The sequence below is a fragment of the Mycolicibacterium parafortuitum genome (genome assembly GCF_010725485.1).
In the GTDB taxonomy this organism is placed as follows: Bacteria; Actinomycetota; Actinomycetes; order Mycobacteriales; family Mycobacteriaceae; genus Mycobacterium.
In genome coordinates this window covers 1467890-1491941 of sequence record NZ_AP022598.1, presented here as the reverse complement: position 1 = coordinate 1491941, position 24052 = coordinate 1467890, and the positions used below count along the sequence as shown (strand labels likewise).

Here is a 24052-nt window from a genome sequence, read left to right as displayed (position 1 = left end):
GAGCCCACTGGTCACAGCCATGTCACTGACCGGCGAGTGCGGCAATTGGTGGTACCGGTGCCAGCTACTATCGCTTGGGTGTCGGACGGCGAGCAGGCCAAACCACGACGGCGTCGAGGGCGCCGCCGCGGCCGACGCGCTGCAGGTCCGCCCGAGGCCGGGGCCGAGCAGGCCGCCAACCGTAAGCAGCAGAACTCGGGTAGCTCGTCCTCCCACAAACCGGCGGCAGCCAACAAACCGGCGGCAGCCGACAAGTCGGCCCAGACCCCCAAGCCCCAGAAGAGCAGGGCCCGGCGCCCGCAGGAACGCCTGCGCACCGTGCACGAGACGTCCGCGGGCGGCCTGGTCATCGACGGGCTCGACGGGCCGAAGGACAACCAGGTCGCGGCGCTGATCGGGCGCATCGACCGGCGCGGCCGGATGCTGTGGTCGCTGCCGAAGGGTCACATCGAGATGGGTGAGACGGCCGAGCAGACCGCGATCCGCGAGGTCGCCGAGGAGACCGGGATCGAGGGCACCGTGCTGGCCGCGCTCGGCAGCATCGACTACTGGTTCGTGACCGAGGGCAGGCGCGTGCACAAGACCGTGCACCATTACCTGATGCGATTCCGTGGCGGCGAGCTCTCCGACGAGGACGTCGAAGTCAGCGAGGTCGCGTGGGTGCCGCTCAAGGAGCTGCCGTCGCGGCTGGCCTACGCCGACGAACGCAAGCTCGCCGAGGTCGCCGACGAACTCATCGACAAACTGCACACCGACGGCCCCGGCGCCCTTCCTCCGCTGCCCCACTCGACGCCGCGCCGGCGCGGCCAGACCCACTCCCACACACGCAGGAACAGACCGGATCCGACCACCCAACAACAGCCCGGCCGGAGGACGAACGGCTGCGGTCAAGGGCCGTGAGCCGCGCTGCGCGGCTGCTCGCCGCGGTCGTCGCGCTGCTGTTCGCCGTCGCCCCCGCTGTCGCACCTCCGACCGCGTACGCCCAGCCGGGATCGATGCCGTTCCTGAAGGTGCAGATCGACAACGTCACCCCGGACATCGTCACCACGACCAGCAACCCGACGGTGATCGTCACCGGAACCATCAGCAACGTCGGCGATCGACCGGTGCGCGACATCGTGGTGCGACTCGAGCGCGCCGGCGCCGTGACGTCGTCCAGCCAGTTGCGCACCGACCTCGCGGGCAACGTCGACCAGTACTCCCCCGTCGCCGACTTCATCACCGCCGCACCGGAACTCGCCCGCGGGCAGAAGGTCCCGTTCCGGCTCGCCTATCCGCTGCGCGCCGACGAGGGTTCGTCGATGCGGATCGACGAACCCGGTGTGTACCCCCTGATGGTCAACGTCAACGGCACCCCCGACTACGGGTCAGCGGCCCGGCTCGACGATTCCCGGTTCCTGCTGCCGGTGCTCGGCGTGCCCCCGCAACAGGGATCGGACTCCGCCGGTGACGCCCTGGACTCCACGGTCGCGCCGGACACCACCCGCCCCGTCGGGCTGACCATGTTCTGGCCGCTTGCCGACAAGCCGCGGCTGGCCGCGGGCGCTCCCGGCGGCACCACCCCGGTGCGGTTGATCGACGACGACCTCGCGACGTCGCTGGCCCCGGGTGGCCGGCTGGACACCATGCTCAGCGCGGTGGACTTCGCGACGAGCCCGGACGTGGATCCCGACGGCACGGTCGGGCAGGCACTGTGTCTGGCCGTCGACCCCGACCTGCTCGTCACCGTCAACGCGATGACCAACGGCTACGTCGTCAACGACGCCGCCGACGCGGGCCCCGGCACCCCGATCCATCCGGGGGCGGGTCAGCAGGCCGCCGTCGACTGGCTGAACCGGCTCAGGACGCTGTCGCGGCGACTGTGCGTCGCGCCGACCACCTACGCCCAAGCCGACCTCGACGCGCTCAACCGGGTCGCCGACCCGGGGCTGTCCGCGATCGCCACCGGTGGGGCCGCGGGCATCGTCGACCAGATCCTCGGGATCGCCTCGACCCGCGGGCTCACCCTGGTCGGTGACGGACCCCTGACCGCGCCGGCCGTGCAATTGCTGTCCGGTCAGGCGCCGACGGTCGCGGTCGGGGCCGCCAACCTGGTCGGTCCGCAGGACGGCGAGTACACCGTCGCCGAGACCGCCGACACCGCGCCGGTGCGCTACACCGCGAACGTGGTGGCCGCGCCGTTCGACCCGGCTGTCGGTGCGGCGCTGGCCGGGGTGGGTCCGACCCCGGAGACGCCGTCCTACGTGGACCCGTCGCTCGACATCGCCGTCAAACAGGACTCACCCGCGGCGCGCCTGCAGTCGGCGCTCGGCTCGCTGCTGTGGCACGGCCTGCGACCCGACGTCGCGCCGCGCACCCAGATCCTGATGCCTCCGCTGATGTGGAACCTGACCCCGCCGGACGCGCAGGCGATCCTGTCGGCTGTCGCGACCGCGATCCGGGCCCGCCTCGCCGTACCCCGGCCGCTGCCGGTCGTGATCGCCGAAACCCAGACCACCGCGCGCGAGTCGGCACCGCCGAACGGGCCGCTGGGCAGCCCGAGAGGAAGGTTCGACGACGGTGTGGTCACCGGGATCGCCGCGGCGACGAACCGGCTGTGGGGGCTCACCGCCGCCCTGACCACCGACGAGCGCACCGGGCTGACCGGCAACCAGTACACCGCCCCGCTGCGCGAGGACCTGCTGCGCGCGCTGAGTCTGTCGGTTCCGCCCGACGCCCGCAACGGACTGGCCCAGCAGCGGCTGACCACGGTGCGCAGAACCGTCGAGGATCTGTTCGACGCGGTGACGATCGTGAACCCCGGCGGCTCGTACACGCTGGCCACCGAGCGCAGCCCGCTGCCGCTGGCGCTGCGCAACGACCTGCCGGTGCCGATCCGGGTGCGGCTGGACATCGACGCGCCGCCCGGGATGACCGTCACCGACATGGGTGAGATCGTGCTGCCCCCCGGCTTCCTGCCGCTGAAGGTGCCCATCGAGGTGCACTTCACCCAACGCGTCGCCGTCGACGTGGCGCTGCGCACCGCCGACGGCCTGCCGCTCGGCGAGCCGGTGCGGTTGTCGGTGCACTCCAACGCGTACGGCAAGGTGCTGTTCATCATCACGCTGACCGGCGCAGTGGTGCTGGCGCTGCTGGTCGGGCGGCGGCTGTGGCACCGGTTCCGCGGCCAGCCCGACCGTGCCGATCTCGAGGCCGACCCGACCCGGCCGGACCCGGTCGACGTCGCGCTGGCCTACGACGACGAGACCGGCGCCCACCGGTCCGCCAAGCGCCGCGCACCCACCGCACCGGGCGGCGACGATGGCTGAGACCCAGCGCGACACGGCTCCCGCCCAACCTCCGCAGCCGCGTCCGGAGATGTCCGACCGGGCCGTGGTGTCGCGATCCTGGGGGATGGCGGTAGCCACGCTGGTCAGCCGGCTGACCGGATTCGCCCGCATCGTGCTGCTCGCCGCGATCCTCGGCGCCGCGCTGTCGAGTGCGTTCACCGTGGCCAACCAGCTGCCGAACATGATCGCGGCGCTGGTCCTCGAGGCGACCTTCACCGCGATCTTCGTGCCCGTGCTGGCACGCGCCGAACGCGACGACCCCGACGGCGGATCCGCGTTCATCCGAAGGCTTTTGACGCTCGCCACCGCGCTGCTGCTGGCGGTCACCATCGTCTCGACGGTCGGCGCTCCGCTGCTGGTCGACCTGATGCTCGGCTCCGACCCGATGGTGGACCGCTCGCTGACCACCGCGTTCGCATACCTGCTGTTACCGCAGATCATCTTCTACGGTCTGTCCTCGGTGTTCATGGCAATCCTGAACACCCGCAACATCTTCGGGCCACCCGCCTGGGCCCCGGTGGTCAACAACGTGGTCGCCATCGCCACGCTGGTGGTCTATGTCCTTGTGCCGGGCGAACTCTCGCTCGATCCGGTCCGGATGGGCGACACCAAGCTGCTGGTGCTCGGAGTCGGTACCACGCTGGGCGTGGTGGCCCAAGCGGCGGTGCTGTTCGTCGCGATCCGCCGCGAACGGGTCAGCCTGCGCCCGCTGTGGGGTATCGACGCCCGGCTGAAGAAGTTCGGGATGATGGCGCTGGCGATGGTGCTGTACGTGCTCATCAGCCAGGTCGGTTTCATCGTCGGCAACCAGGTCGCCAGCGGCGCTGCCGCGTCCGGGCCGGCGATCTACAACTACACCTGGCTGATCCTGCAGCTGCCGTTCGGCATCGTCGGGGTCACCGTGCTGACCGTGGTGATGCCGCGGCTGTCCCGCAATGCTGCCGCGAACGACGGCCCCGCCGTGCTGGCGGACCTGTCGCTGGCGACCCGGCTGACGATGCTGGTGCTGATTCCGGTGGTGGCGCTGATGACCGTCGGCGGTCCGGCGATCGGCAGCGCGCTGTTCTCCTACGGCAACTTCGGTTCCGTGGACGCCGGCTACCTGGGCATGGCGATCACCCTGTCGGCGTTCACGCTGATCCCGTACACGATGGTGCTGCTGCAGCTGCGGGTGTTCTACGCGCGGGAGGAACCGTGGACGCCGATCGCGCTGATCGTCGTCATCACGATCGTCAAGGTCGCCGCATCGCTGGCCGCGCCGCACGTCACCGACGACCCGCACCTCGTCGCCGGGTATCTGGGCCTGGCCAACGGTCTCGGCTTCCTGGCCGGGGCCACCCTCGGCCACCTGCTGCTACGCAACCGCCTGGATCCGCCGGGCGGCCATCTGCTCAGCCGTGACGTGCTGCGCACGATCCTGGTGACCATCACCGCATCGTTGGCCGCGGGGCTGACGGCCCACGTCGTCGACCAGTTGCTGGGGCTGGAGCAGCTGACCGAGCACTGGGGCGGCGGCGGCTCGCTGATCCGGCTGACGGTCATCGGGCTGGTGATGGTCCCGATCATCGGGGCGGTGCTGATCGGCGCCAAGGTCCCCGACGCACTGGCCGCGCTGGCCGCGGTTCGCCGCCGCCTGCCGGGGCGCCGCGGTGGGGCTGCGGTCCCACCGCTGGCCCCTCGCGCGCTGACGTACGCTGATGCCAGAAATCAGTCCTCGGCCCGGGTTGCCGACGACGGGAGGCGGAAGGGATCAGCGGTGAGCGACAAACCCACCAGCGATTCTTCACCCGACGTCGACGCTGCGCCGACGACCCGGTTCTCGGTGCCGTCCGAGTCGGCCCAAGACTCGACCGCTCGGCCGTCCGGCCCGTCCCCCGACGACTTCCAGCCCGACGTCCCCGAGACCCCCGACGTCGCTGAGGGCGTCGGCGAGGAACCCGCGGACCGGGAGCCCGATTCCGGGCTCGACTCGGCGACGACGGTGTTGCCCGCCTCACCGTCCCAGCCCACCGAGGTCGTATCGCGCCCTCGTGCCGATTACTCCAACGACCCCACCCGCGAGGCGCTCGCATTCGACCCGCCCCGCGAACCGGCGATCGAGACCGCCACCGCCGCCGAGGACACCCATCTGATCCCCGGCGCGACCATCGCGGGTGGCCGCTACCGGCTGCTCGTCTCGCACGGCGGGCCCACCCACCTGAAGTTCTGGCAGGCCACCGACACCGCACTGGACCGGCAGGTGGCACTGACGTTCGTCGACCCCGACGGGTCGATGCCCGAGCATCAGGTGCAGGCCATCCTGGATCGCACGCAGCGGCTCAGCCAGATCGACATGCCCGGCGTCGCACGCGTGCTCGACGTGCTCAGGACCGGCACCGGCGGCCTCGTGGTCTCCGAGTGGATCCGGGGCGGGTCGCTGGCCGAGGTCGCCGACACCCACCCGTCCCCGATCGGCGGCGCCCGCGCGATCCAGTCGCTGGCCGCGGCCGCCGAGGTGGCCCACCGCAACGGGGTCGCCCTGTCGATCGACCATCCCAGCAGAATCCGGGTCAGCATCGACGGCGACGTCGCGCTGGCGTTCCCGGCCACCCTGCCCGACGCGACCCCCGACGACGACATCCGCGGGATCGGCGCGGCGCTGTATGCGCTGCTGGTCGACAAGTGGCCACTGCCGGAGACCGGTGAGCCCAGCGGGTTGGCTCCGGCCGAGCTCGACGCCGCCGGCCAGCCGACCGAGCCGCGCACCCTCGATCGCGACATCCCGTTCCAGATCTCGGCAGCCGCGGCACGTGCGGTGCAGGAGGGCGGCGGCATCCGCAGCGCCCCGACGCTGCTGAACCTGCTGCAGCAGGCGACCGCGGTCGCCGACCGCACCGATCACATCGCGCCGGTCGACGACCCCTCCCCCGCCCCCGCCGCAGCACCTTGGAACGACGAGCCCGACCCCGAGGCCGCCGCCCGGCGCCGCAAAGGCCTGATCGTCGGTCTGTCGGTGGCCGGCGCCATCGCGGTCATCGCGATCGTGCTGCTGGCGACCGTTCTCAGCCGGATCTTCGGCGACGTCGGCAGCGGCCTCGGCGGCGACGAACTCGGTCTCAGCGGTCCGAGCTCATCGCGGTCCTCGTCCAGCCCGTCCGTGCCCGGCACCGAGATCAAACCCGTTCGCGCAACGGTGTTCTCGCCCGAAGGCGAGGCCGACGCCCCGGAGTCCGCCGGGCTGGCCATCGACGGTGACTCCTCGACGGTGTGGCCGATCGACACCTACAGCGACCCGGTGCCGTTCCCGAACTTCAAGAACGGTGTCGGGTTGATGCTCCAGCTGTCGGAGCCGACGAAGATCGGCTCGGTCACCATCAACCTGAACAGCACCGGCACCGAGGTGCAGATCCGGTCCTCGTCGTCGCCGAGCCCGTCCTCGCTGGACGCGACCACCGCGCTGACGGAGCCGACCCCGGTCAAGCCCGGCTCCAACACCATCGAGGTCGAGGACGCCGAACCCACCTCCAATGTGCTCGTGTGGGTGTCCACCCTCGGCCAGGTGAACGGCCAGAGTCGTTCGGACATCGCCGAGATCACGCTCAACGCCGCCTCCTGAGGCTCCGAAAAACTGGTGCCCGACCCCTCCCCGGACGCCGATTAGTGTTCGGCTGTGGGGATATTCGCAGACGGTCCACAGCCACCGCGGCGGGTGCGCACGGATGCCGAGCTGCTGGCCGCCCACGTCGCCGGCGACCGATACGCGTTCGAGGAGCTGTTCTACCGCCACCAGCGCAGGCTCTACCGGCTGGCGTACCTGACCAGTCGTGATCCCGACGATGCCGCCGACGCCCTCCAGGATGCGATGCTGGCCGCCCACCGCACCGCACCGCGGTTCCGGCATGACAGCGCGGTGAGCAGCTGGCTGTACCGGATCGTCGTCAATGCCTGCCTTGATCGATTGCGGCGCAACAAGAACCGGGCCTGCGACGTGCTCGATGACGACACCGGTGGCGCGTTCGATCCGACCGGCAGGGTCGACACCGCGATCGTGATCGAACGGGCGCTGATGCGCCTGCCCGTCGACCAACGCGCCGCCGTGGTGGCCGTAGACATGCAGGGCTTCTCGGTGGCCGAGACCGCCCACATCCTCGGGGTCGCCGAAGGCACGGTGAAATCACGGTGCTCCCGCGCCCGCGCCAAACTCGCCGAAGCACTGGGCTGCTTCGCCTCCGTCGTCGACTGACCCGTCGGTTAGCCTCGAGCGATCTGTCAGGGGTTCGACCGGCGGGGGCACCACATGAGCAGCGGCACCGGTGAGGCGCCGGAGTTCGACTCCGCCACCGACGCCCGTGTGCGGCGCGAGCTCGCCGAGTTGGGGAACGACACCGGCGATCCCGGCGCGGGACCCGACATTCCCCCCGAGGTGTCCGCCCGCATCGGTGCGGCGCTGCGCGCCGCCGGTGGTACACACACCGTGACCCGGCCGGCGCTGACCCGGACCCAGCGCATCGCGCTGGCGCTGGGGATCATCGCCGCCGCCGTGGCCACCGTGATCGGTGCGCGGATGCTCACCCACGACCCCGCCCCGGTGTTCCCGCCGGGACCGACCGCATCGCAGATCACCGTCGGCACCGGACACCGGCCGACGTTCCCGCTGTCCGAGGCCGAGCTGCGCACCAGGCTGGAGGTACCCGCCGATCTCGGCCCGCTGGCCGACGCACGCCGACGCACCGCGTGCCTCGGGGCTCTCGGCTACCCCGCCGGCACCGACGTGCTGGGCGGCACCCAGCTGGAAGTCCTGGGCCGGCCGGCGGTGGTGATCCTGATCGCGGGTGCCAGGCCGGGTGAGGTGACCGCGGTGGCGGTGGAACGGGGATGCTCCGCGGTGGACAGCGGAATGCTCGCGCAGACCACCTTCGGGCGGTGAACCCGCCACCGGCCGCGCCCGCTGCGAACGCGGGAACACCCCGGCATACCCTGTTGTTTATAGAACGCGGTGTTCAGAGCGACTGGGGTGAGCAGACAGCCTGCGGCTGTTTACCCCTCAGCGATCTGGAGAACTCTTGCCTCAGGCAGAAAGGTTCGCATGACCTCCTCAGAGACCATTCACGACGTCATCATCGTCGGATCGGGACCCGCCGGCTATACCGCCGCGGTCTACGCTGCCCGCGCCCAGCTCAAGCCGCTGGTGTTCGAGGGCAGCCAGTTCGGCGGTGCGCTGATGACCACCACCGAGGTCGAGAACTACCCCGGCTTCCGCAACGGGATCCAGGGTCCGGAATTGATGGACGAGATGCGGGAGCAGGCGCTGCGCTTCGGCGCGGACCTGCGCATGGAGGACGTCGACTCGGTGGATCTGGCCGGCGCGGTCAAGACCGTCACCGTCGGTGACGAGACCCACCGCGCCCGCGCGGTGATCCTGGCGATGGGCGCCGCGGCCCGTCAGCTCGGCGTCCCCGGCGAGAAGGAACTGACCGGGATGGGCGTCAGCACGTGTGCGACCTGTGACGGCTTCTTCTTCCGCGACCAGGACATCGTTGTGGTCGGCGGCGGCGACTCCGCGATGGAGGAGGCGACGTTCCTGACCCGCTTCGCCCGCAGCGTCACCCTGATCCATCGTCGCGAAGAGTTCCGCGCCTCCAAGATCATGCTGGAGCGCGCCGAGCAGAACGAGAAGATCACATTCCTGACCAACACCCAGGTCACCGGAATCGTCGGCGACCCGAAGGTGACGGGAATCAAGTTGCGCAACACCGTAACCGGTGAGGACTCCGAGCTCGCCGTCACCGGTGTGTTCGTCGCGATCGGTCACGACCCCCGCTCGGCACTGGTGCGCGACCAGGTCGACGTCGACGACGAGGGTTACGTGCAGGTCAAGGGCCGCACCACCTACACCTCGCTCGACGGTGTCTTCGCCGCGGGCGATCTGGTCGACCACACCTACCGCCAGGCCATCACCGCGGCCGGAAGTGGTTGTGCCGCAGCCATTGACGCCGAGCGGTGGCTGGCCGAGCACGCCGAGCCCGGCGAACGTACCTCCACCACAACGGACGACACCGACCTGATAGGAGCACAACAATGAGCGATTCCAGCACGGTCACCGTGACCGACGACTCGTTCTCCGACGACGTCCTGTCAAGCGGAACCCCCGTCCTGGTGGACTTCTGGGCCACCTGGTGCGGACCGTGCAAGATGGTCGCCCCGGTTCTCGAGGAGATCGCGTCCGAGAAGGCCGGCTCCCTGACCGTCGCAAAGCTCGACGTCGACGAGAACCCGGCCACCGCCCGCGACTTCCAGGTGGTCTCGATCCCGACGATGATCCTGTTCAAGGACGGGCAGCCGGTCAAGCGCATCGTCGGTGCGAAGGGCAAGGCAGCGCTGCTGCGCGAGATCGCCGACGTCGTCTGATCCCTGTCTGATCACCCCGAAGATGTGCGAATCGCGGGTGCGGTTCGCTCCTGGGGTTTTCTCGAATCGGGAATCCGTCTGAGAGAATCGGCCTATGTCGAGTCTGCGTCGCGGTGACCGCGGGGGTGCGGTCACCGAGATCAGAGCCGCTCTCGCGGCGCTCGGCATGCTCGAGAACCCCGACGACGACCTGACCACCGGCAAGCACGTCGCCCTGGATCTGTTCGACGAGGAACTCGACCGCGCTGTGCGCGCCTTCCAGCAGCACCGCGGGCTGCTCGTCGACGGCGTCGTCGGCGAGGCCACCTACCGGGCGCTCAAAGAAGCCTCCTACCGGCTCGGCGCCCGCACCCTGAACCACCAATTCGGTGCACCGATGTACGGCGACGACGTCGCGACACTGCAGGCGCGCCTGCAGGATCTCGGTTTCTACACCGGTCTGGTCGACGGTCACTTCGGATTGCAGACCCACAACGCGTTGTCGTCGTACCAGCGCGAGTACGGCCTCTACCCCGACGGCATCTGTGGTCCGGAAACGTTGCGCTCGTTGTATTTTCTCGGCGCCCGCGTCACCGGCGGCTCACCGCACGCGATCCGCGAGGAGGAACTGGTCCGCAGCTCCGGCCCGCGGCTGTCCGGCAAGCGGATCATCCTCGACCCGGGCCGCGGCGGCACCGACCACGGTGTGATCGTCAACGGTCCGTCGGGACCGATCAGCGAAGCAGACATCCTGTGGGACTTGGCCAGTCGCCTCGAGGGCCGGATGACCGCGATCGGCATCGAGACGTTCCTGTCGCGGTCGGCGACCAACTCCCCCACCGACGCCGAGCGCGCGGCGACGGCGAATACCGTCGGCGCGGACATGATGATCAGTCTCCGGTGCGCCACCCAGGCCTCGTCGGCGCCGAATGGCGTCGCGTCGTTCCACTTCGGTAACTCGCATGGTTCGGTGTCCACCATCGGACGCAATCTCGCCGACTTCATCCAGCGAGAAGTGGTGGCGCGAACCGGATTACGGGACTGCCGCGTACACGGACGCACCTGGGACCTGCTGCGCCTGACCCGGATGCCGACCGTGCAGGTGGACGTCGGCTACATCACCAACCCGAACGACCGCGCGACGCTGGTGTCCCCCACTGCCCGCGATGCGATCGCCGAGGGGATCCTCGCCGCCGTGAAGCGGCTGTACCTGCTCGGCAAGAACGACCGTCCGACCGGCACGTTCACCTTCGCCGAACTGCTCGCCCACGAACTCGCCGTGGAGCAGGCCCGCCGCGGCTGAGTCGCGGCCCTTCAGCTCAGACGCAGCTCGCGCCCGCACCCACGGGTTGCTGCAACTGCGCACTTTCCAGCAGACGCTCCAGGGCGGCTTCGACCCCGGCCTTCCAGCCGAGTCCCTGCTCGAGCTCGAGCCGTAGCCGTGGGAAATACGTGTGATGCGATACCACGACGAACCCGGCATCGAGCAGCAGGTCCGCGTCGAGTACACACTGTTCCACCGAACAGTCCCCGAGCGCGTCGGTCACCGGCCGGCAGTCCGGCGGAACGGTATCGCGTTGCGCCAATTCGCCGACGCGGTCGGTGCGGCCGTAGGCCTCCAGCGCCCGCACACCGCGGCGGACCAGATCCGCGACCACGGCGCCGATCAACGCGTGGGACAGCTCGTCGCTGTTCTGCCCAGCCTCGATCCCGAGGGTGGTCAGCAGTACCGCGTCCGCGCTGACCGGTCCCGTCGGGAACCGGATCGCGCGGGGTACCGACCGCGGGGGTGCGTAGAACACGTATCCGAGGCAGGGGTCGTCATCCGAGAGAGCCGGGGGTTCGTCATCGGAGGTGTCGCGGCATTCGACGACGAGCTGCCCGCACGATCCCCACTCGAGCATGACCATGGACAGCCAGGCTTCCTTCTCGAATTCGGGATCGGAGAGGCTGTCACCGCCGCCGACGATGTCCGGGTCGACCTCCCAGTACACGCATCGCCGCGCATGCTTGGGTAGCTGCTCGAAAGCCTCGAGCCGCAGGGGCGTTATCCGTGTAGCCACTGAAAATCCCGGTCTCTTCGTCGCGCCGAAACGTACGACTGCCCATCCAGGATAGAAGCCCGGCGCCGAACCGGGCCAGCGTGGGCACCAAAACCGGCATTGCCGGTGCAGCGAATCCAATTCACCTGCGCCACATCACGTTTCCAACACCGTTCCCCGCCCCCACCGAAGCGGTCCGAGGGTGTGTCACAGTGACGTAATTCGCCGGTGCGATGGGTCATTGCTGTGACGCGTTCATCAACTCCACAATGCGCTGCAAATCGTCCACCGAACCGAATTCGACGACGATCTTGCCCTTCCGCTTCCCGAGGCTGACCGTGACACGGGTGTCGAACGCCGTCGACAGCTGCTCGGCCACATCCTGCAGACCGGGCATCTGAATCGGCTTGCGGCGCGGTGCCGCCGGCGGTGTCGGGCCGTTGCGGTTGGCCAGTGTCACCGCCTCTTCGGTCGCGCGCACCGACAGACCCTCGGCGACGATGCGCGCTGCGAGCTCCTCCTGGACCTCGGGGCCGCCCTCGAGCGAGAGCAGCGCACGGGCGTGTCCGGCCGAGAGCACGCCGGCCGCGACTCGCCGCTGGACCGCGATCGGCAGGCGCAGCAGCCGGATCATGTTGGTGATCAACGGCCTGGACCGACCGATCCGCGACGCCAGTTCCTCGTGGGTGACCCCGAACTCCTCGAGCAGCTGCTGGTACGCCGCGGCCTCTTCCAACGGATTCAGCTGCACGCGGTGGATGTTCTCCAGCAGAGCGTCCCGCAGCAGGTTGTCGTCGGTGGTCTCGCGGACGATCGCCGGGATGGTCGCGACGCCGGCCTGTTGAGCGGCCCGCCACCGACGCTCCCCCATGACCAGCTGGTAGCGAGGCGCCGTACCCGGCTCCACCGGGGTCGCGCGCACCACGATCGGCTGCATCAGGCCGAACTCGCGGATCGAATGCACCAGTTCGTTGAGGGCTTCCTCGTCGAACACCTGGCGCGGCTGCTTGGGGTTCGGATCGATCTGCGACGGTGCGATCTCGCGGTACACCGCACCGACCGGGTTGGTCTCCGCCGTGCCCGTCGCTGCGGGTGCCGGTGCTCCACCGAGCAGGACGTCGGCCGCGGCACCACCCATCTTCGGGCCGAGCGTCGCCGGCTCCGACCCTTCCACGGGTCCCGTCGGGATCAGGGAGGCGAGTCCTCGACCCAGCCCGCTGCGCTTGCCGGCCTGCTTGCTCATCAACCCTGTCCTCCTTCGTCCTGCCTGGTCCCCCCACGAAGCGCCAACTCGCGGCTGGCGTCGAGATAGCTCATCGCTCCACGTGAACCCGGGTCGTAGTTGATGATCGTCATCCCGTAGCCCGGCGCCTCGGACACCTTGACGCTGCGGGGGATCACCGTCCGCAATACCTTGTCACCGAAGTGCTCCCGGACGTCCATCGCGACCTGGTCGGCCAGCTTGGTGCGGCCGTCGTGCATCGTCAGGACCACCGTGCTGACATCGAGCTCCGGGTTCAGATGTGCCTTCACCATTTCGATGTTGCGCAGCAGCTGCCCCACCCCTTCGAGGGCGTAGTACTCGCACTGGATCGGGATCAGCACCTCGGGGGCGGCGACGAGTGCGTTGATGGTCAGCAGGCCGAGGGACGGCGGGCAGTCGATGAATACGTAATCGAAGTCGTAGTCCTTGAGCTCAGCCAGCGCGGTCCGGAGCCGGCCTTCCCGCGCGACCATGCTGACCAACTCGATCTCGGCACCGGCCAGATCGATGGTGGCCGGAATGCAGTACAGCCGCTCGTTGTGGGGGCTGCGCTGCAGGGCGTCCTCGACACGGATCTCACCGATGAGTACCTCATAGGAGGACGGGGTACCGGGACGGTGCTCGATGCCGAGCGCGGTGCTCGCATTGCCCTGCGGATCGAGGTCGATGACGAGCACCTTCAACCCCTGCAGCGCCAGCGCTGCGGCGAGGTTGACGGCGGTCGTCGTCTTGCCGACGCCGCCCTTCTGGTTTGCGATGGTGAACACCCGCTGGCGACTGGGCCGGGGCAGCTGCCCCTGGACGGCGGCCTGCATCAGGCGGACGGCACGAGCGGCCTCGGCACCGATCGGCGTGTCGACATCCGGGGTCGTCCACGTTTCACGTGAAACATCACCGGGAACATCCCCGTTCGGGATGGATTCCTTCGCGGCTCCAGAACTGTCGGCGCCCGTCATCAGCGATGTCTCCTTCCGGACCGTGGCTGCTTCCCCGGCGCCGTTGCCCGAAACCCTACGACGACTGTCGCGGGCGGAGCCACGTATTGGCCGCCACATCTTTCCACCTTCACCTCGGTCACTCCCAACGCGGACATCGCGCGGCGGTGCTGCTCGACTTCGTCTTCCGCACGCTCGCCCTTGATCGCCAACATCCGGCCGCCGGGTCGCAGCAGCGGGCTGCTCCACTTGGTCAGTTTGTCGAGGGAAGCGACGGCCCGCGAGACCACGACGTCCGTCTCCCCCACTTCCTCGCGCACCTGTCGATCTTCCGCTCGCCCTCGGACAACCGCACACGTGATACCGAGCTGCTCGATCGTCTCGCGAAGGAAATCGCTGCGACGGAGCAGGGGTTCGATCAGGACCACCTTCACGTCCGGCCGGGCCAATGCCAACGGTATCCCGGGTAGTCCGGCACCACTACCGATGTCTGCGACGGTCTCGTCGGGGTTCAACAGTTCGCCGACGACCGCGCAGTTGAGTATGTGTCGATCCCACAGACGGTCGACTTCCCGGGGGCCGAGCAGTCCCCGCTCGACGCCGGCTCCAGCCAAGATTGCCGCGTACCGCTGCGCCGCCTCTGCGGCATCCCCGAACACTTCGTGTACCGAGGGGGGCGGCGGTGGCACCTCCGCGTGTTTCACGTGAAACATCCTCCGACCTTGCGCGGCCCTACCACCTACCGACACCCCTCTGATCGACGTAGAACTACATCGATGTAACTCTTAGTCGGCGAGGATGACTACTCGCCGCGACGGCTCGACGCCCTCGCTCTCGCTGTGCACCCCGTCGATCCCGGCGACCGCGTCATGGACGATCTTGCGCTCGAACGGAGTCATCGGCGACAGCTCTTCGCGCTCGCCGGTCTCCAGCACGCGGCGAGCCACCTTCTCCCCCAGCGCGGCCAGCTCGTCCCGACGACGCTGCCGCCACTGCGCGATGTCGAGCATCAGCCGGCTGCGCTCGCCGGTCTTCTGATGCACCGCCAACCGGGTCAGCTCCTGCAGCGCGTCGAGCACCTCGCCCTTACGGCCCACCAACTTGTTCAGATCCGTTCCGCCGTCGATGCTCACGACCGCGCGATCGCCCTCGACGTCCAGATCGATGTCGCCATCAAAGTCGAGCAGGTCGAGCAGTTCCTCGAGATAATCGCCGGCGATCTCGCCCTCGGCGACCAGCTTGTCCTCCAGGTCGTCCGGCTCGTCGGCAGGGATCGTCGTATCCGCGTCGTCTGCTGTCGGCAGCACGTCGGTCACGCCCGCGCCGTCGGCGCCGTTCTCGATGTCAGTCATGGGATGAACCACCTCTCCTTGTTCGCGGTCGCCCGCGCGTCAACGTTTCTTCTTCTTGGGCCGCGCGCCAGGTTTCGGGGTACGACTGGGCGCCCCGTTCTGCGCAGCGGATTGGTTGGTGCTCTGGGTTGTCGGTTTTACGGTGGCGCTGTCGTCGCCCTGCCCGTCGGCATCCTTGGCCACCGACTGGCCGTCGTCGGATCCGGATGCATCGCGGTCAACCGCCGACTTCTTCTTGCGGGTCGGCTTTGCGCCGGGAGCCGGAGCATTGGCCGAGCGCCGCTCGAGCGCCTCCAGCCGCTTCTGCTCCTCTTCCTTCTCGATCTTGCCGAACACGTAGTGCTGCTGACCGAAGGTCCAGATGTTGTTCGCAAGCCAGTACATGATGATCGCCAGCGGCAGGAACGGGCCACCGACGACGACGCCGAGCGGGAACACGTACAGCGCCAGCTTGTTCATCATCGCGGTCTGCGGGTTCGCCGCCGCATCGGGGCTCTGCCGGGAGATCGAGGCGCGGCTGTTGAAGTAGGTCGCGATGCCGGCCAGGATCATGATCGGGACACCGACACCGATCACCGCCATCCGGTTGAATTCGGTGAACGCGTCCAGACCGGTCGTCTGGATCATGGTCGCGCCCAGCGGCGCACCGAACAGGTTGGCGTCCAGGAAGTGCGCGACGTCTGCCGGGCTGAAGACGTAGTTACCGGTCGCCCGGTTCTGCTCGACGGTCAGATGCACCTGACCGAAGCCACCCTGGGTCCGGTTGAACGAGCGCAACACGTGGAACAGGCCGAGGAAGACCGGGATCTGCGCGAGCATCGGCAGGCAGCCCAGTATCGGATTGAAACCGTGCTCTCGTTGCAGCTTCTGCATCTCCAGCGCCATCCGCTGGCGGTCCTTGCCGTACTTCTTCTGCAGCGCCTTGATCTGGGGCTGCAGCTCCTGCATCTGCCGGGTGGTCCGGATCTGCTTGACGAACGGCTTGTAGAGGATGACTCGCAGCGTGAACACCAGGAACATCACCGACAGGGCCCAGGCGAAGAAGTTCGACGGACCCAGCAGGAAGGCGAATGCCTTGTACCAGATCCACATGATGGCCGACACCGGGTAATAGATGATGTCGAGGCTGAACCAGTTAAACGACACTCGTTTGACTCTTCCCTTGGTTTACCGGGGCATCCCGGTGTTCGGCTCTGTCACAGAAATCCACGGGGACATCGACGTGACCATCGCGGTCCGGGATCGGGTCCCATCCGCCCGGGTGCCACGGACCGCATTTGAGCAGCCGCACCGCGGCCAGCCAGCTGCCTTTGACGAAGCCGTACTCGGTGAGCGCATCGACGGCGTACTGGCTGCAGGTCGGAGTGAACCGGCACGTCGGCAGCCGCAGCGGCGAGATGGTGTGGCGGTAGAGCTGAATGAGGAACACCGCGGCCCGCACGACGGCCGAGCGCCCGGTCATGAGGGTGCTCCACTGCGGACCCGAATCCGGTGCAGCGCAGCGTGGAGTTCCTGCTCGAGGCGAGCCGAGATCGCGTCGCGGCTACGCGGCAACGCGCGGATCACCACACGCTCGGCGGGATCGAGATCCGGAAGAATCGTCCGAGCGGCATGCCGCAGCCGACGGGACACCCGATGCCGTACGACAGCATTGCCGACGGCCTTCGAGACGATCAGGCCGATTCTCGGTCCGGGGTCACCCGTCTCATCGGAATGAAGTGCATACAGAACAAGGTCAGGCTGTGAAGCCTTGGTCCCTCGGCTGACTGTGGCACCGAACTCGGCCGACCGCGTCATCCGGTACTGGGCCGGAAGCACCGCGTCAGACCTGACCGCGTCACGCAGTCAGTGAACGACGGCCCTTAGCGCGCCGAGCCGTGACGATCGCACGCCCCGCGCGGGTGCGCATCCGCAGCCGGAAGCCGTGCACCTTGGCGCGGCGACGGTTGTTCGGCTGAAAGGTCCGCTTGCCCTTGGCCACGGCAGTCACTCCTTGTTGAATCTGGCCCCCGACTCGACACCCTCATGACTTCTCATGCAGGCGCAAAGCTGTCGGCCGTTGTTAAGCTCGATCGGTCTTGCATTCCTAGCCGGCGCGGTCCCCGGCCGGGGCCGGTCGCAGCCGTATCGCCACGTGCGGGCGACTGTTCGAGGGTACTGACGAGAATTCCCTGGGTCAAACCTGCTCCCACCGGCGCAAAAACCCCGGCTCACACCACTGCGCCGCACGTCAGGAACATCACAAAAGTCTCAACCGTCACGTCCGTCTGGTTCTATTGGGCCGCCCCGGATTTCGCATCCCGGGAATGTTGCAGAACTGTTGGCACTCGGAGAGAAAACTGTTAGCTTCTGGCAATGCCGATTCCACGCCGGATCGGCGCAAGACAACGAAGCGGGGGCGCCCAGACTCCGTCGCGAGCCCACTGATCCCATCGTGATGAGCTCCGGCACCGAGGTGTTCACGCCGGTAGACAACCGCACGGCGGCGAGTGTCCTTTTTCCACAGCTTGTGGATAACCTTGTGGACAGTTCGTCACCGTATTTTTTGGCCGTCTCGGACGGGACCGCGAGGGGGTAAGTGTCGTTGACCGCTGACCCCGATCCTCCCTTCGTATCCATCTGGAACAACGTCGTCACCGAACTCAACGGCGCCGGCGGCACCGGGAACGGGTCGTCACTGACCCCGCAGCAGCGCGCCTGGCTCAAACTCGTCCGGCCGCTCGTCATCACCGAGGGTTTCGCGCTGCTGTCGGTGCCGACCCCGTTCGTCCAGAACGAGATCGAACGTCATCTCCGTGAGCCGATCGTGTCCGCGCTCAGCCGCCAGCTCGGTCAGCGTGTCGAGCTCGGCGTGCGGATCGCCGATCCGGCGACCGAGGACATCGGTGAGCCGAGTCCGGACCCGACCCCTGTTGCGCCGGTGGAATCCGACGACGACGACGTCGACGACGACCTCGCCGCGCGGGCCAGCGCCGAGGAGAGCTGGCCGACGTACTACAACCGTGCCAGGAACCTGACCGAGGACGACTCCGTCTCGATCAACCTGAACCGGCGCTACACCTTCGAGACGTTCGTGATCGGTGCGTCGAACCGGTTCGCCCACGCGGCGTCCCTGGCGATCGCCGAGGCCCCGGCGCGGGCATACAACCCGCTGTTCATCTGGGGTGAGTCCGGGCTGGGCAAGACCCATCTGTTGCACGCCGCCGGAAACTACGCCCAGCGCCTGTTCCCCGGCATGCGGGTCAAGTACGTCTCCACCGAGGAATTCACCAACGACTTCATCAACTCCCTGCGCGACGACCGCCGAGCATCCTTCAAGCGCACGTACCGCGACATCGACGTGCTGCTGGTCGACGACATCCAGTTCATCGAGGGCAAGGACGGCATCCAGGAAGAGTTCTTCCACACCTTCAACACGCTGCACAACGCGAACAAGCAGATCGTCATCTCGTCGGACCGCCCGCCCAAACAGCTGGCCACCCTCGAGGACCGGCTGCGCACCCGGTTCGAGTGGGGTCTGATCACCGACGTCCAGCCCCCGGAACTCGAAACCCGGATCGCGATCCTGCGCAAGAAGGCCCAGATGGATCGTCTGGACGTGCCCGACGACGTGCTCGAGCTGATCGCCAGCCGGATCGAGCGCAACATCCGCGAGCTCGAGGGCGCGCTGATCCGGGTCACGGCGTTCGCGTCGCTGAACAAGACCTCGATCGACAAGTCGCTGGCCGAGATCGTGCTGCGGGATCTGATCTCCGATCCCGGCACCATGCAGATCAGCACCGCGGCCATCATGGCTGCCACTGCCGAATACTTCGAGACCAGCGTCGACGAGCTGCGGGGGCCGGGTAAGACCAGGGCGCTGGCGCAGTCGCGGCAGATCGCGATGTATCTGTGCCGCGAACTCACCGATCTGTCACTGCCCAAGATCGGTCAGGCGTTCGGTCGCGATCACACCACGGTGATGTATGCGGAGAAGAAGATCCGCGCCGAGATGGCCGAGCGCCGTGAGGTTTTCGACCACGTCAAGGAACTCACCACCAGGATCCGCCAGCGCGCGAAGCGCTGAGCCGACCGCACCGCATTCACCTCTCCCCACCCGAAGTGCTGCCTCGACCGACCTGCCGCCGGGCGAATGAACGCTGCGCGTGTCGTGCCGCGTGTCGCACCGTTTCCGGCCGGCCAAATCACAAAATCTTCTGTCACTGCTGCCACAGCAGCCACGTCAAGAGCTGTGCACAACGGTGTGTACAACCTGAGGTCAACCTGCCGACAGCATCCCCCGCGATCCCCAAACCACGAACCATCCCCAAACCGTCCGCAACCGTGCCACGGCCATCCCCAGTCTGCTCACAGCTCGAGGCACCGGCTGGCCTGCGCGAAAGCCCGGTAATCCCCAATCTGCACAGGGCCTATTACTGATACTTGTATCTATCTCTCAATATCTTCTAGAAGAAGGCGGCTGGGGAAACCTGTCATTCACCGGCTCCGCCGTGGTGGCTCCTTCGGCGCATGTCAGCGCGATCGTTTAGCTTTCAAGTTGGAGCCGAAAGCTCTACGGTGGTTCAGCGACAGCCGTTCCGGTCGTCGCGGCGCAGCCCTCCCGGAGCGTCGCGTCATTCGCCGAAACCGCTGGTGAAGCTTGACTGGGTGTGCATCGAAGGGACGCTATGAACGTGGCGACAACGGCTGGTCTGTCGGACCTGAAATTCCGGCTGACCCGCGAGGACTTCGCCGACGCGGTTGCGTGGGTAGCTCGCAACCTGCCGTCGAGGCCCACGGTGCCGGTGCTGGCCGGCGTGCTGCTCACGGGCTCCGACGAAGGCCTCACGGTTTCGGGTTTCGACTACGAGGTCTCCGCCGAGGTTCAGATTCCGGCCGAAATCGCTTCTCCGGGAAGCGTTCTGGTCTCGGGACGGCTGCTGTCCGACATCGTGCGCGCGTTGCCGGCCAAGCCGGTGGACGTCAGCGTGGAGGGCACCCGGGTATCGCTGACCTGCGGTTCGTCCCGGTTCTCGCTGCCCACCATGGCCGTCGAGGACTACCCGACGCTGCCGACGCTGCCCGACGAGACCGGCGTGGTCTCCTCCGAACTGTTCTCCGAGGCGATCGGCCAGGTCGCCGTCGCCGCCGGCCGTGACGACACCCTGCCGATGCTGACCGGCATCCGGGTCGAGATCTCCGGCGAGAAGGTGGTTTTGGCCGCGACCGATCGATTCCGTCTCGCGGTTCGTGAATTGACCTGGTCGGCGGGCGCCGCCGGTGTCGAGGCCGCGGTTCTGGTGCCGGCGAAGACGCTCGCCGAGGCGGCCAAGGCCGGGACCGACGGCACCGAGGTTCACCTGTCGCTCGGCCAGGGGCCGACTGTCGGCAAGGAAGGCCTGCTCGGTATCCGCAGCAAGGGTAAGCGCAGCACCACCCGCCTGCTCGACGCCGAGTTCCCGAAGTTCCGTCAGTTGCTGCCGACCGAACACACCGCGATCGCGACGATCGGTGTCGCCGAGCTGACCGAGGCCATCAAGCGTGTGGCCCTGGTCGCCGACCGCGGCGCACAGGTCCGGATGGAGTTCGCCGACGACGTGCTGCGGCTGTCCGCCGGCGCCGACGATGTGGGCCGCGCCGAGGAGGACCTGGCGGTGCAGTTCGCCGGCGACCCGCTGACCATCGCGTTCAACCCGAACTACCTGACCGACGGGCTCGGCTCACTGCACTCCGACCGCGTCACCTTCGGATTCACCACCCCCAGCCGTCCGGCGGTGCTGCGGCCCGCCGGTGAGGACGACGCCGCCGCCGAGGGCAACGGTCCGTTCCCCGCCGCGCAGACCGACTACGTGTATCTGCTGATGCCGGTGCGCCTGCCCGGCTGACCTGTCTGCCACGAGAGGGGGCGCTCACCATGCAACTGGGTCTGATCGGCCTCGGCAAGATGGGTTTCAACATGCGCGCGCGGTTGCGCGACGGTGGCCACGAGGTCATCGGTTACGACCCGCGGCCCGAGGTCTCCGACGTCGCCTCGCTCGAGGAACTCGCCGAGCGCCTGGAGTCGCCACGGGTGGTGTGGGTGATGGTCCCGTCCGGCACGGTCACCGACAGCACCATCACGGCGCTGGCCGATGTGCTGTCGGAAGGCGATCTGGTGATCGACGGCGGAAACTCGCGCTACACCGAGGACGGCCCGCACGCAAAGCTGTTGGGCGCCAAGGGCATTGCGTTTGTCGACGCCGGTGTCTCCGGCGGCATCTGGGGTCTGACCGAGGGTTACGGGCTGATGGTCGGCGGCAGTGAGGCCGATGTCGAGCGCGCGATGCCGATCTTCGACACCTTGCGCCCGCCGGGACCGAAGGAGGACGGCTTCGTCCACGTCGGACCGGTCGGTGCGGGTCATTTCGCCAAGATGGTGCACAACGGCGTCGAGTACGCGTTGATGACGGCCTACGCCGAAGGCTACGAGATGCTCGCCGCCGAGGACCTCGTGCAGAATCCGCAGGCGGTCTACCAGGCGTGGACCAACGGCACCGTGGTGCGGTCCTGGTTGCAGCAGCTGCTGGCCAAGGCGCTCAAGGAAGATCCCAATCTGTCCGAGATCAGCGGTTACACAGAAGATTCCGGTGAGGGCCGATGGACCGTCGAAGAGGCCATCCGGTTGCGGGTGCCGGTTCCGAGTATCGCGGCATCGCTGTTCGCGCGGTTCCTGTCACGCCAGGACGAATCCCCGACCATGCGTGCCGTCGCGGCGCTGCGCAACCAGTTCGGCGGTCATGCCGTCAAACGGGTCAGCGAATCGGGCTGACAAGGTGAACCTGTGTACGTCCGTCACCTCGCGCTGACCGACTTCCGGTCCTGGGCTCGAGTCGAGCTCGAGCTGGAACCCGGTCGCACGGTGTTCGTCGGCTCCAATGGCTTCGGGAAGACGAATCTTGTTGAAGCTCTGTGGTATTCGGCGACGCTGGGATCGCACCGGGTGGCTTCGGACGCACCGTTGATCCGCGCAGGCGCCGAGCGGGCCGTGGTGTCGACGATCGTGGTCAACGACGGTCGCGAGCTCGCGGTGGATCTGGACATCACGTCCGGGCGTGCCAACAAGGCCCGGCTGAACCGTTCCCCGGTGCGCTCGGCGCGCGAGATCCTCGGAGTGCTGCGCGCCGTGCTGTTCGCCCCCGAAGACCTCGCGCTGGTCCGCGGCGACCCGGGTGAGCGTCGCCGTTATCTCGACGAACTCGCCACCACGCGGCGTCCGCGCATCGCCGCGGTGCGCGTGGACTACGACAAGGTGGTGCGCCAGCGCACCGCGCTGCTCAAGACCGCATCCGGGGCGCGATTCCGAGGCGACCGCGGCGCGCTCGAGACGCTCGACGTGTGGGACGGGCATCTCGCGCATCACGGCGCCCAGTTGATCGCCGCGCGGGTGGCGCTCGTCCACGAACTGGCACCGGAGGTGGAGAAGGCCTACCAGCTGCTGGCTCCGGCGTCGCGGCCCGCGGCGGTGCGGTACCGCTCCGGCGTCGAGGTGGTGGAGGCCGAGGCCGCGGCGGGTAACAGCGATGTGGAGGTGTTCGAGGCCGCATTGCTCGACGCGCTGAGCCGCCGCCGCGACGCCGAGCTCGAGCGCGGGGTCTGCCTGGTCGGCCCGCATCGAGACGACCTGGAACTCCGCCTCGGGGATCAGCCCGCGAAAGGCTTTGCCAGCCACGGAGAATCGTGGTCGATGGCGTTGGCTCTGCGATTGGCCGCGTATGAGCTGTTGCGCGGCGAGGGCAGTGATCCGGTGTTGCTTCTCGACGATGTGTTCGCCGAGCTGGACACCGCCCGCCGCCAGGCGCTGGCGCAGGTCGCCGCGTCGGCCGAACAGGTGTTGGTGACCGCGGCGGTATACGAGGACATCCCGACGGACTGGGACGCCCGGCTTGTCGAGATCACCATGACCGACAGCGACTCGGGCCGGATCTCGGTGGTGCGGCCGTGACCGACAACATCGACAACAACAACGACGACAACAACGACGACGGCGAGGACAAGGAACTCGGGCCCCCCGCGCACCTCGAGGGACTCAAGGGCATGGATCTGGTGCGCCGCGCACTGGAGGAGGCCCGTGGCGCCGCGCGTCGGCAAGGCAAGAACGTCGGGAACGGCAGGACGAATCCGGCTCCGCGCCGGACCGCGGGCAACGCACGCCGGCGCTGGTCGGGTCCGGGCCCGGACAGCCGTGATCCGCAGTTGTTCGGCTCGGTCACCAAAGACGTCGCGCGCAGCCGCGGCTGGTCGTCCCGCGTCGCCGAGGGTGCGGTGTTCGGCAGATGGCGCGCCGTCGTCGGTGAGCAGATCGCCGAGCACGCCTCCCCCACCAATCTGCAGGACGGTGTGCTGACCGTCTCGGCCGAATCGACGGCATGGGCCACCCAGTTGCGGATGGTGCAGTCCCAGATCCTGGCCAAGATCGCCGCGGCGGTCGGCGACGGGGTGGTGACCTCGCTGAAGATCGTTGGCCCGGTCGGTCCGTCCTGGCGAAAGGGCCGCTACAACGTGCCCGGTCGCGGGCCCCGCGACACGTACGGTTAGTCGTCCGCCGGCGATCGTCTCAGAGCCGCCAGAACACAACATCACAGTTTCCACGGCGTCAAGACCTAACTTCGGCCGAAAAATTCAGCGCACGGCTTGATCAGGTGTGCAGAAACGCCCCCGCAGGATCGGTCCTGACGGTAGTTAAAGGTAGACTGGTTCGGTGATCCGCGAGCGGTGGTCCTCCGCTCAGCAGGCGATCCCTGCCAAA

Annotated in this window: 22 protein-coding genes; 13 read left to right on the top strand and 9 right to left on the bottom strand. The window is 68.1% G+C overall.

All coding sequences use genetic code 11. From position 1 onward, the window contains the following. The first annotated feature begins 78 nt into the window (after positions 1-78). The 8 genes from NTM_RS06975 to NTM_RS06940 all read left to right on the top strand — a co-directional run bounded on the left by NTM_RS06975 (position 79) and on the right by NTM_RS06940 (position 10998). The gene (locus NTM_RS06975; protein WP_179963901.1) at positions 79-900 is read left to right on the top strand and encodes an NUDIX hydrolase; all 822 of its coding nucleotides are present in this window, start codon (positions 79-81) and stop codon (positions 898-900) included. After that, positions 897-3308, top strand: coding sequence for a DUF6049 family protein (locus NTM_RS06970; protein WP_163765873.1), 2412 nt, complete (start codon positions 897-899; stop codon positions 3306-3308). The genes NTM_RS06975 and NTM_RS06970 overlap by 4 nt, the downstream gene beginning before the upstream one ends. Next, on the top strand, positions 3301-6924 hold the full coding sequence (murJ, locus tag NTM_RS06965; protein WP_163765872.1) for a murein biosynthesis integral membrane protein MurJ: 3624 nt from the start codon (positions 3301-3303) through the stop codon (positions 6922-6924). The genes NTM_RS06970 and murJ overlap by 8 nt, the downstream gene beginning before the upstream one ends. Positions 6925-6978: 54 nt before the next feature. Beyond that, complete coding sequence (sigM, locus tag NTM_RS06960) at positions 6979-7551, top strand: RNA polymerase sigma factor SigM (protein WP_104864447.1); 573 nt, start codon at positions 6979-6981, stop codon at positions 7549-7551. Positions 7552-7605: 54 nt separating this feature from the next. Then, complete coding sequence (locus NTM_RS06955; RefSeq protein ID WP_104864446.1) at positions 7606-8235, top strand: RsmA family anti-sigma factor; 630 nt, start codon at positions 7606-7608, stop codon at positions 8233-8235. 159 nt (positions 8236-8394) lie between these two features. Next, entirely contained in the window at positions 8395-9390 is a 996-nt protein-coding gene (gene trxB, locus NTM_RS06950; protein WP_163765871.1) for a thioredoxin-disulfide reductase, read from the top strand. Then, positions 9387-9716, top strand: a complete 330-nt coding sequence (gene trxA, locus NTM_RS06945) for a thioredoxin (protein ID WP_011891742.1) — start codon at positions 9387-9389, stop codon at positions 9714-9716. The genes trxB and trxA overlap by 4 nt, the downstream gene beginning before the upstream one ends. A 94-nt stretch (positions 9717-9810) precedes the next feature. After that, entirely contained in the window at positions 9811-10998 is a 1188-nt protein-coding gene (locus NTM_RS06940) for an N-acetylmuramoyl-L-alanine amidase (RefSeq protein ID WP_104864444.1), read from the top strand. Positions 10999-11014: 16 nt separating this feature from the next. Here NTM_RS06940 and NTM_RS06935 read toward each other — a convergent pair whose 3' ends face one another. The 9 genes from NTM_RS06935 to rpmH form a co-directional block, all read right to left on the bottom strand. Then, the gene (locus tag NTM_RS06935; RefSeq protein WP_163765870.1) at positions 11015-11758 is read right to left on the bottom strand and encodes an acetyltransferase; all 744 of its coding nucleotides are present in this window, start codon (positions 11756-11758) and stop codon (positions 11015-11017) included. A gap of 217 nt (positions 11759-11975) precedes the next feature. Then, on the bottom strand, positions 11976-12980 hold the full coding sequence (locus NTM_RS06930) for a ParB/RepB/Spo0J family partition protein (protein WP_163765869.1): 1005 nt from the start codon (positions 12978-12980) through the stop codon (positions 11976-11978). Next, the gene (locus NTM_RS06925; RefSeq protein ID WP_104864441.1) at positions 12980-13957 is read right to left on the bottom strand and encodes a ParA family protein; all 978 of its coding nucleotides are present in this window, start codon (positions 13955-13957) and stop codon (positions 12980-12982) included. Before NTM_RS06925 ends, NTM_RS06930 begins: the two co-directional genes overlap by 1 nt. Beyond that, positions 13957-14640 (bottom strand): 16S rRNA (guanine(527)-N(7))-methyltransferase RsmG, encoded by a 684-nt coding sequence (rsmG, locus tag NTM_RS06920; RefSeq protein WP_163765868.1) that lies wholly within the window; start codon positions 14638-14640, stop codon positions 13957-13959. Before rsmG ends, NTM_RS06925 begins: the two co-directional genes overlap by 1 nt. A gap of 81 nt (positions 14641-14721) precedes the next feature. After that, positions 14722-15288, bottom strand: a complete 567-nt coding sequence (locus NTM_RS06915; RefSeq protein WP_104864482.1) for a Jag family protein — start codon at positions 15286-15288, stop codon at positions 14722-14724. Positions 15289-15327: 39 nt separating this feature from the next. Beyond that, the gene (gene yidC, locus NTM_RS06910; RefSeq protein WP_232079901.1) at positions 15328-16380 is read right to left on the bottom strand and encodes a membrane protein insertase YidC; all 1053 of its coding nucleotides are present in this window, start codon (positions 16378-16380) and stop codon (positions 15328-15330) included. A gap of 43 nt (positions 16381-16423) precedes the next feature. After that, the gene (gene yidD / locus NTM_RS06905; RefSeq protein WP_163765866.1) at positions 16424-16750 is read right to left on the bottom strand and encodes a membrane protein insertion efficiency factor YidD; all 327 of its coding nucleotides are present in this window, start codon (positions 16748-16750) and stop codon (positions 16424-16426) included. Further along, on the bottom strand, positions 16747-17106 hold the full coding sequence (rnpA, locus tag NTM_RS06900) for a ribonuclease P protein component (protein ID WP_104864438.1): 360 nt from the start codon (positions 17104-17106) through the stop codon (positions 16747-16749). Before rnpA ends, yidD begins: the two co-directional genes overlap by 4 nt. 19 nt (positions 17107-17125) lie before the next feature. After that, positions 17126-17269, bottom strand: coding sequence for a 50S ribosomal protein L34 (gene rpmH, locus NTM_RS06895; RefSeq protein ID WP_003930923.1), 144 nt, complete (start codon positions 17267-17269; stop codon positions 17126-17128). A gap of 603 nt (positions 17270-17872) precedes the next feature. On the opposite strand from rpmH, the gene dnaA reads away from it, so the two are divergent. The 5 genes from dnaA to NTM_RS06870 all read left to right on the top strand — a co-directional run bounded on the left by dnaA (position 17873) and on the right by NTM_RS06870 (position 23841). After that, positions 17873-19354, top strand: coding sequence for a chromosomal replication initiator protein DnaA (dnaA, locus tag NTM_RS06890; RefSeq protein ID WP_104864481.1), 1482 nt, complete (start codon positions 17873-17875; stop codon positions 19352-19354). A 601-nt stretch (positions 19355-19955) separates the two neighbouring features. Next, entirely contained in the window at positions 19956-21152 is a 1197-nt protein-coding gene (gene dnaN, locus NTM_RS06885; protein WP_083142670.1) for a DNA polymerase III subunit beta, read from the top strand. A gap of 29 nt (positions 21153-21181) precedes the next feature. After that, a complete protein-coding gene (gene gnd, locus NTM_RS06880) occupies positions 21182-22075 on the top strand; it encodes a phosphogluconate dehydrogenase (NAD(+)-dependent, decarboxylating) (RefSeq protein WP_104864437.1) in 894 nt (297 codons plus the stop codon). 12 nt (positions 22076-22087) lie between these two features. After that, on the top strand, positions 22088-23248 hold the full coding sequence (gene recF, locus NTM_RS06875; protein ID WP_163765865.1) for a DNA replication/repair protein RecF: 1161 nt from the start codon (positions 22088-22090) through the stop codon (positions 23246-23248). A gap of 8 nt (positions 23249-23256) precedes the next feature. Beyond that, positions 23257-23841, top strand: coding sequence for a DUF721 family protein (locus NTM_RS06870; RefSeq protein ID WP_163769403.1), 585 nt, complete (start codon positions 23257-23259; stop codon positions 23839-23841). The last annotated feature ends 211 nt before the right edge of the window (positions 23842-24052 follow it).

Excerpts from the sequence above, each read along its gene's own strand:
- murJ (WP_163765872.1), top strand. The coding sequence starts at position 3,301 with ATGGCTGAGACCCAGCGCGACACGGCTCCCGCCCAACCTCCGCAGCCG.
- trxA (WP_011891742.1), top strand. The coding sequence starts at position 9,387 with ATGAGCGATTCCAGCACGGTCACCGTGACCGACGACTCGTTCTCCGAC.
- NTM_RS06930 (WP_163765869.1), bottom strand. The coding sequence starts at position 12,980 with ATGAGCAAGCAGGCCGGCAAGCGCAGCGGGCTGGGTCGAGGACTCGCC.
- trxB (WP_163765871.1), top strand. The coding sequence starts at position 8,395 with ATGACCTCCTCAGAGACCATTCACGACGTCATCATCGTCGGATCGGGA.
- gnd (WP_104864437.1), top strand. The coding sequence starts at position 21,182 with ATGCAACTGGGTCTGATCGGCCTCGGCAAGATGGGTTTCAACATGCGC.
- yidC (WP_232079901.1), bottom strand. The coding sequence starts at position 16,380 with ATGTGGATCTGGTACAAGGCATTCGCCTTCCTGCTGGGTCCGTCGAAC.
- NTM_RS06940 (WP_104864444.1), top strand. The coding sequence starts at position 9,811 with ATGTCGAGTCTGCGTCGCGGTGACCGCGGGGGTGCGGTCACCGAGATC.
- dnaN (WP_083142670.1), top strand. The coding sequence starts at position 19,956 with ATGAACGTGGCGACAACGGCTGGTCTGTCGGACCTGAAATTCCGGCTG.
- NTM_RS06925 (WP_104864441.1), bottom strand. The coding sequence starts at position 13,957 with ATGACGGGCGCCGACAGTTCTGGAGCCGCGAAGGAATCCATCCCGAAC.
- yidD (WP_163765866.1), bottom strand. The coding sequence starts at position 16,750 with ATGACCGGGCGCTCGGCCGTCGTGCGGGCCGCGGTGTTCCTCATTCAG.
- NTM_RS06955 (WP_104864446.1), top strand. The coding sequence starts at position 7,606 with ATGAGCAGCGGCACCGGTGAGGCGCCGGAGTTCGACTCCGCCACCGAC.
- NTM_RS06915 (WP_104864482.1), bottom strand. The coding sequence starts at position 15,288 with ATGACTGACATCGAGAACGGCGCCGACGGCGCGGGCGTGACCGACGTG.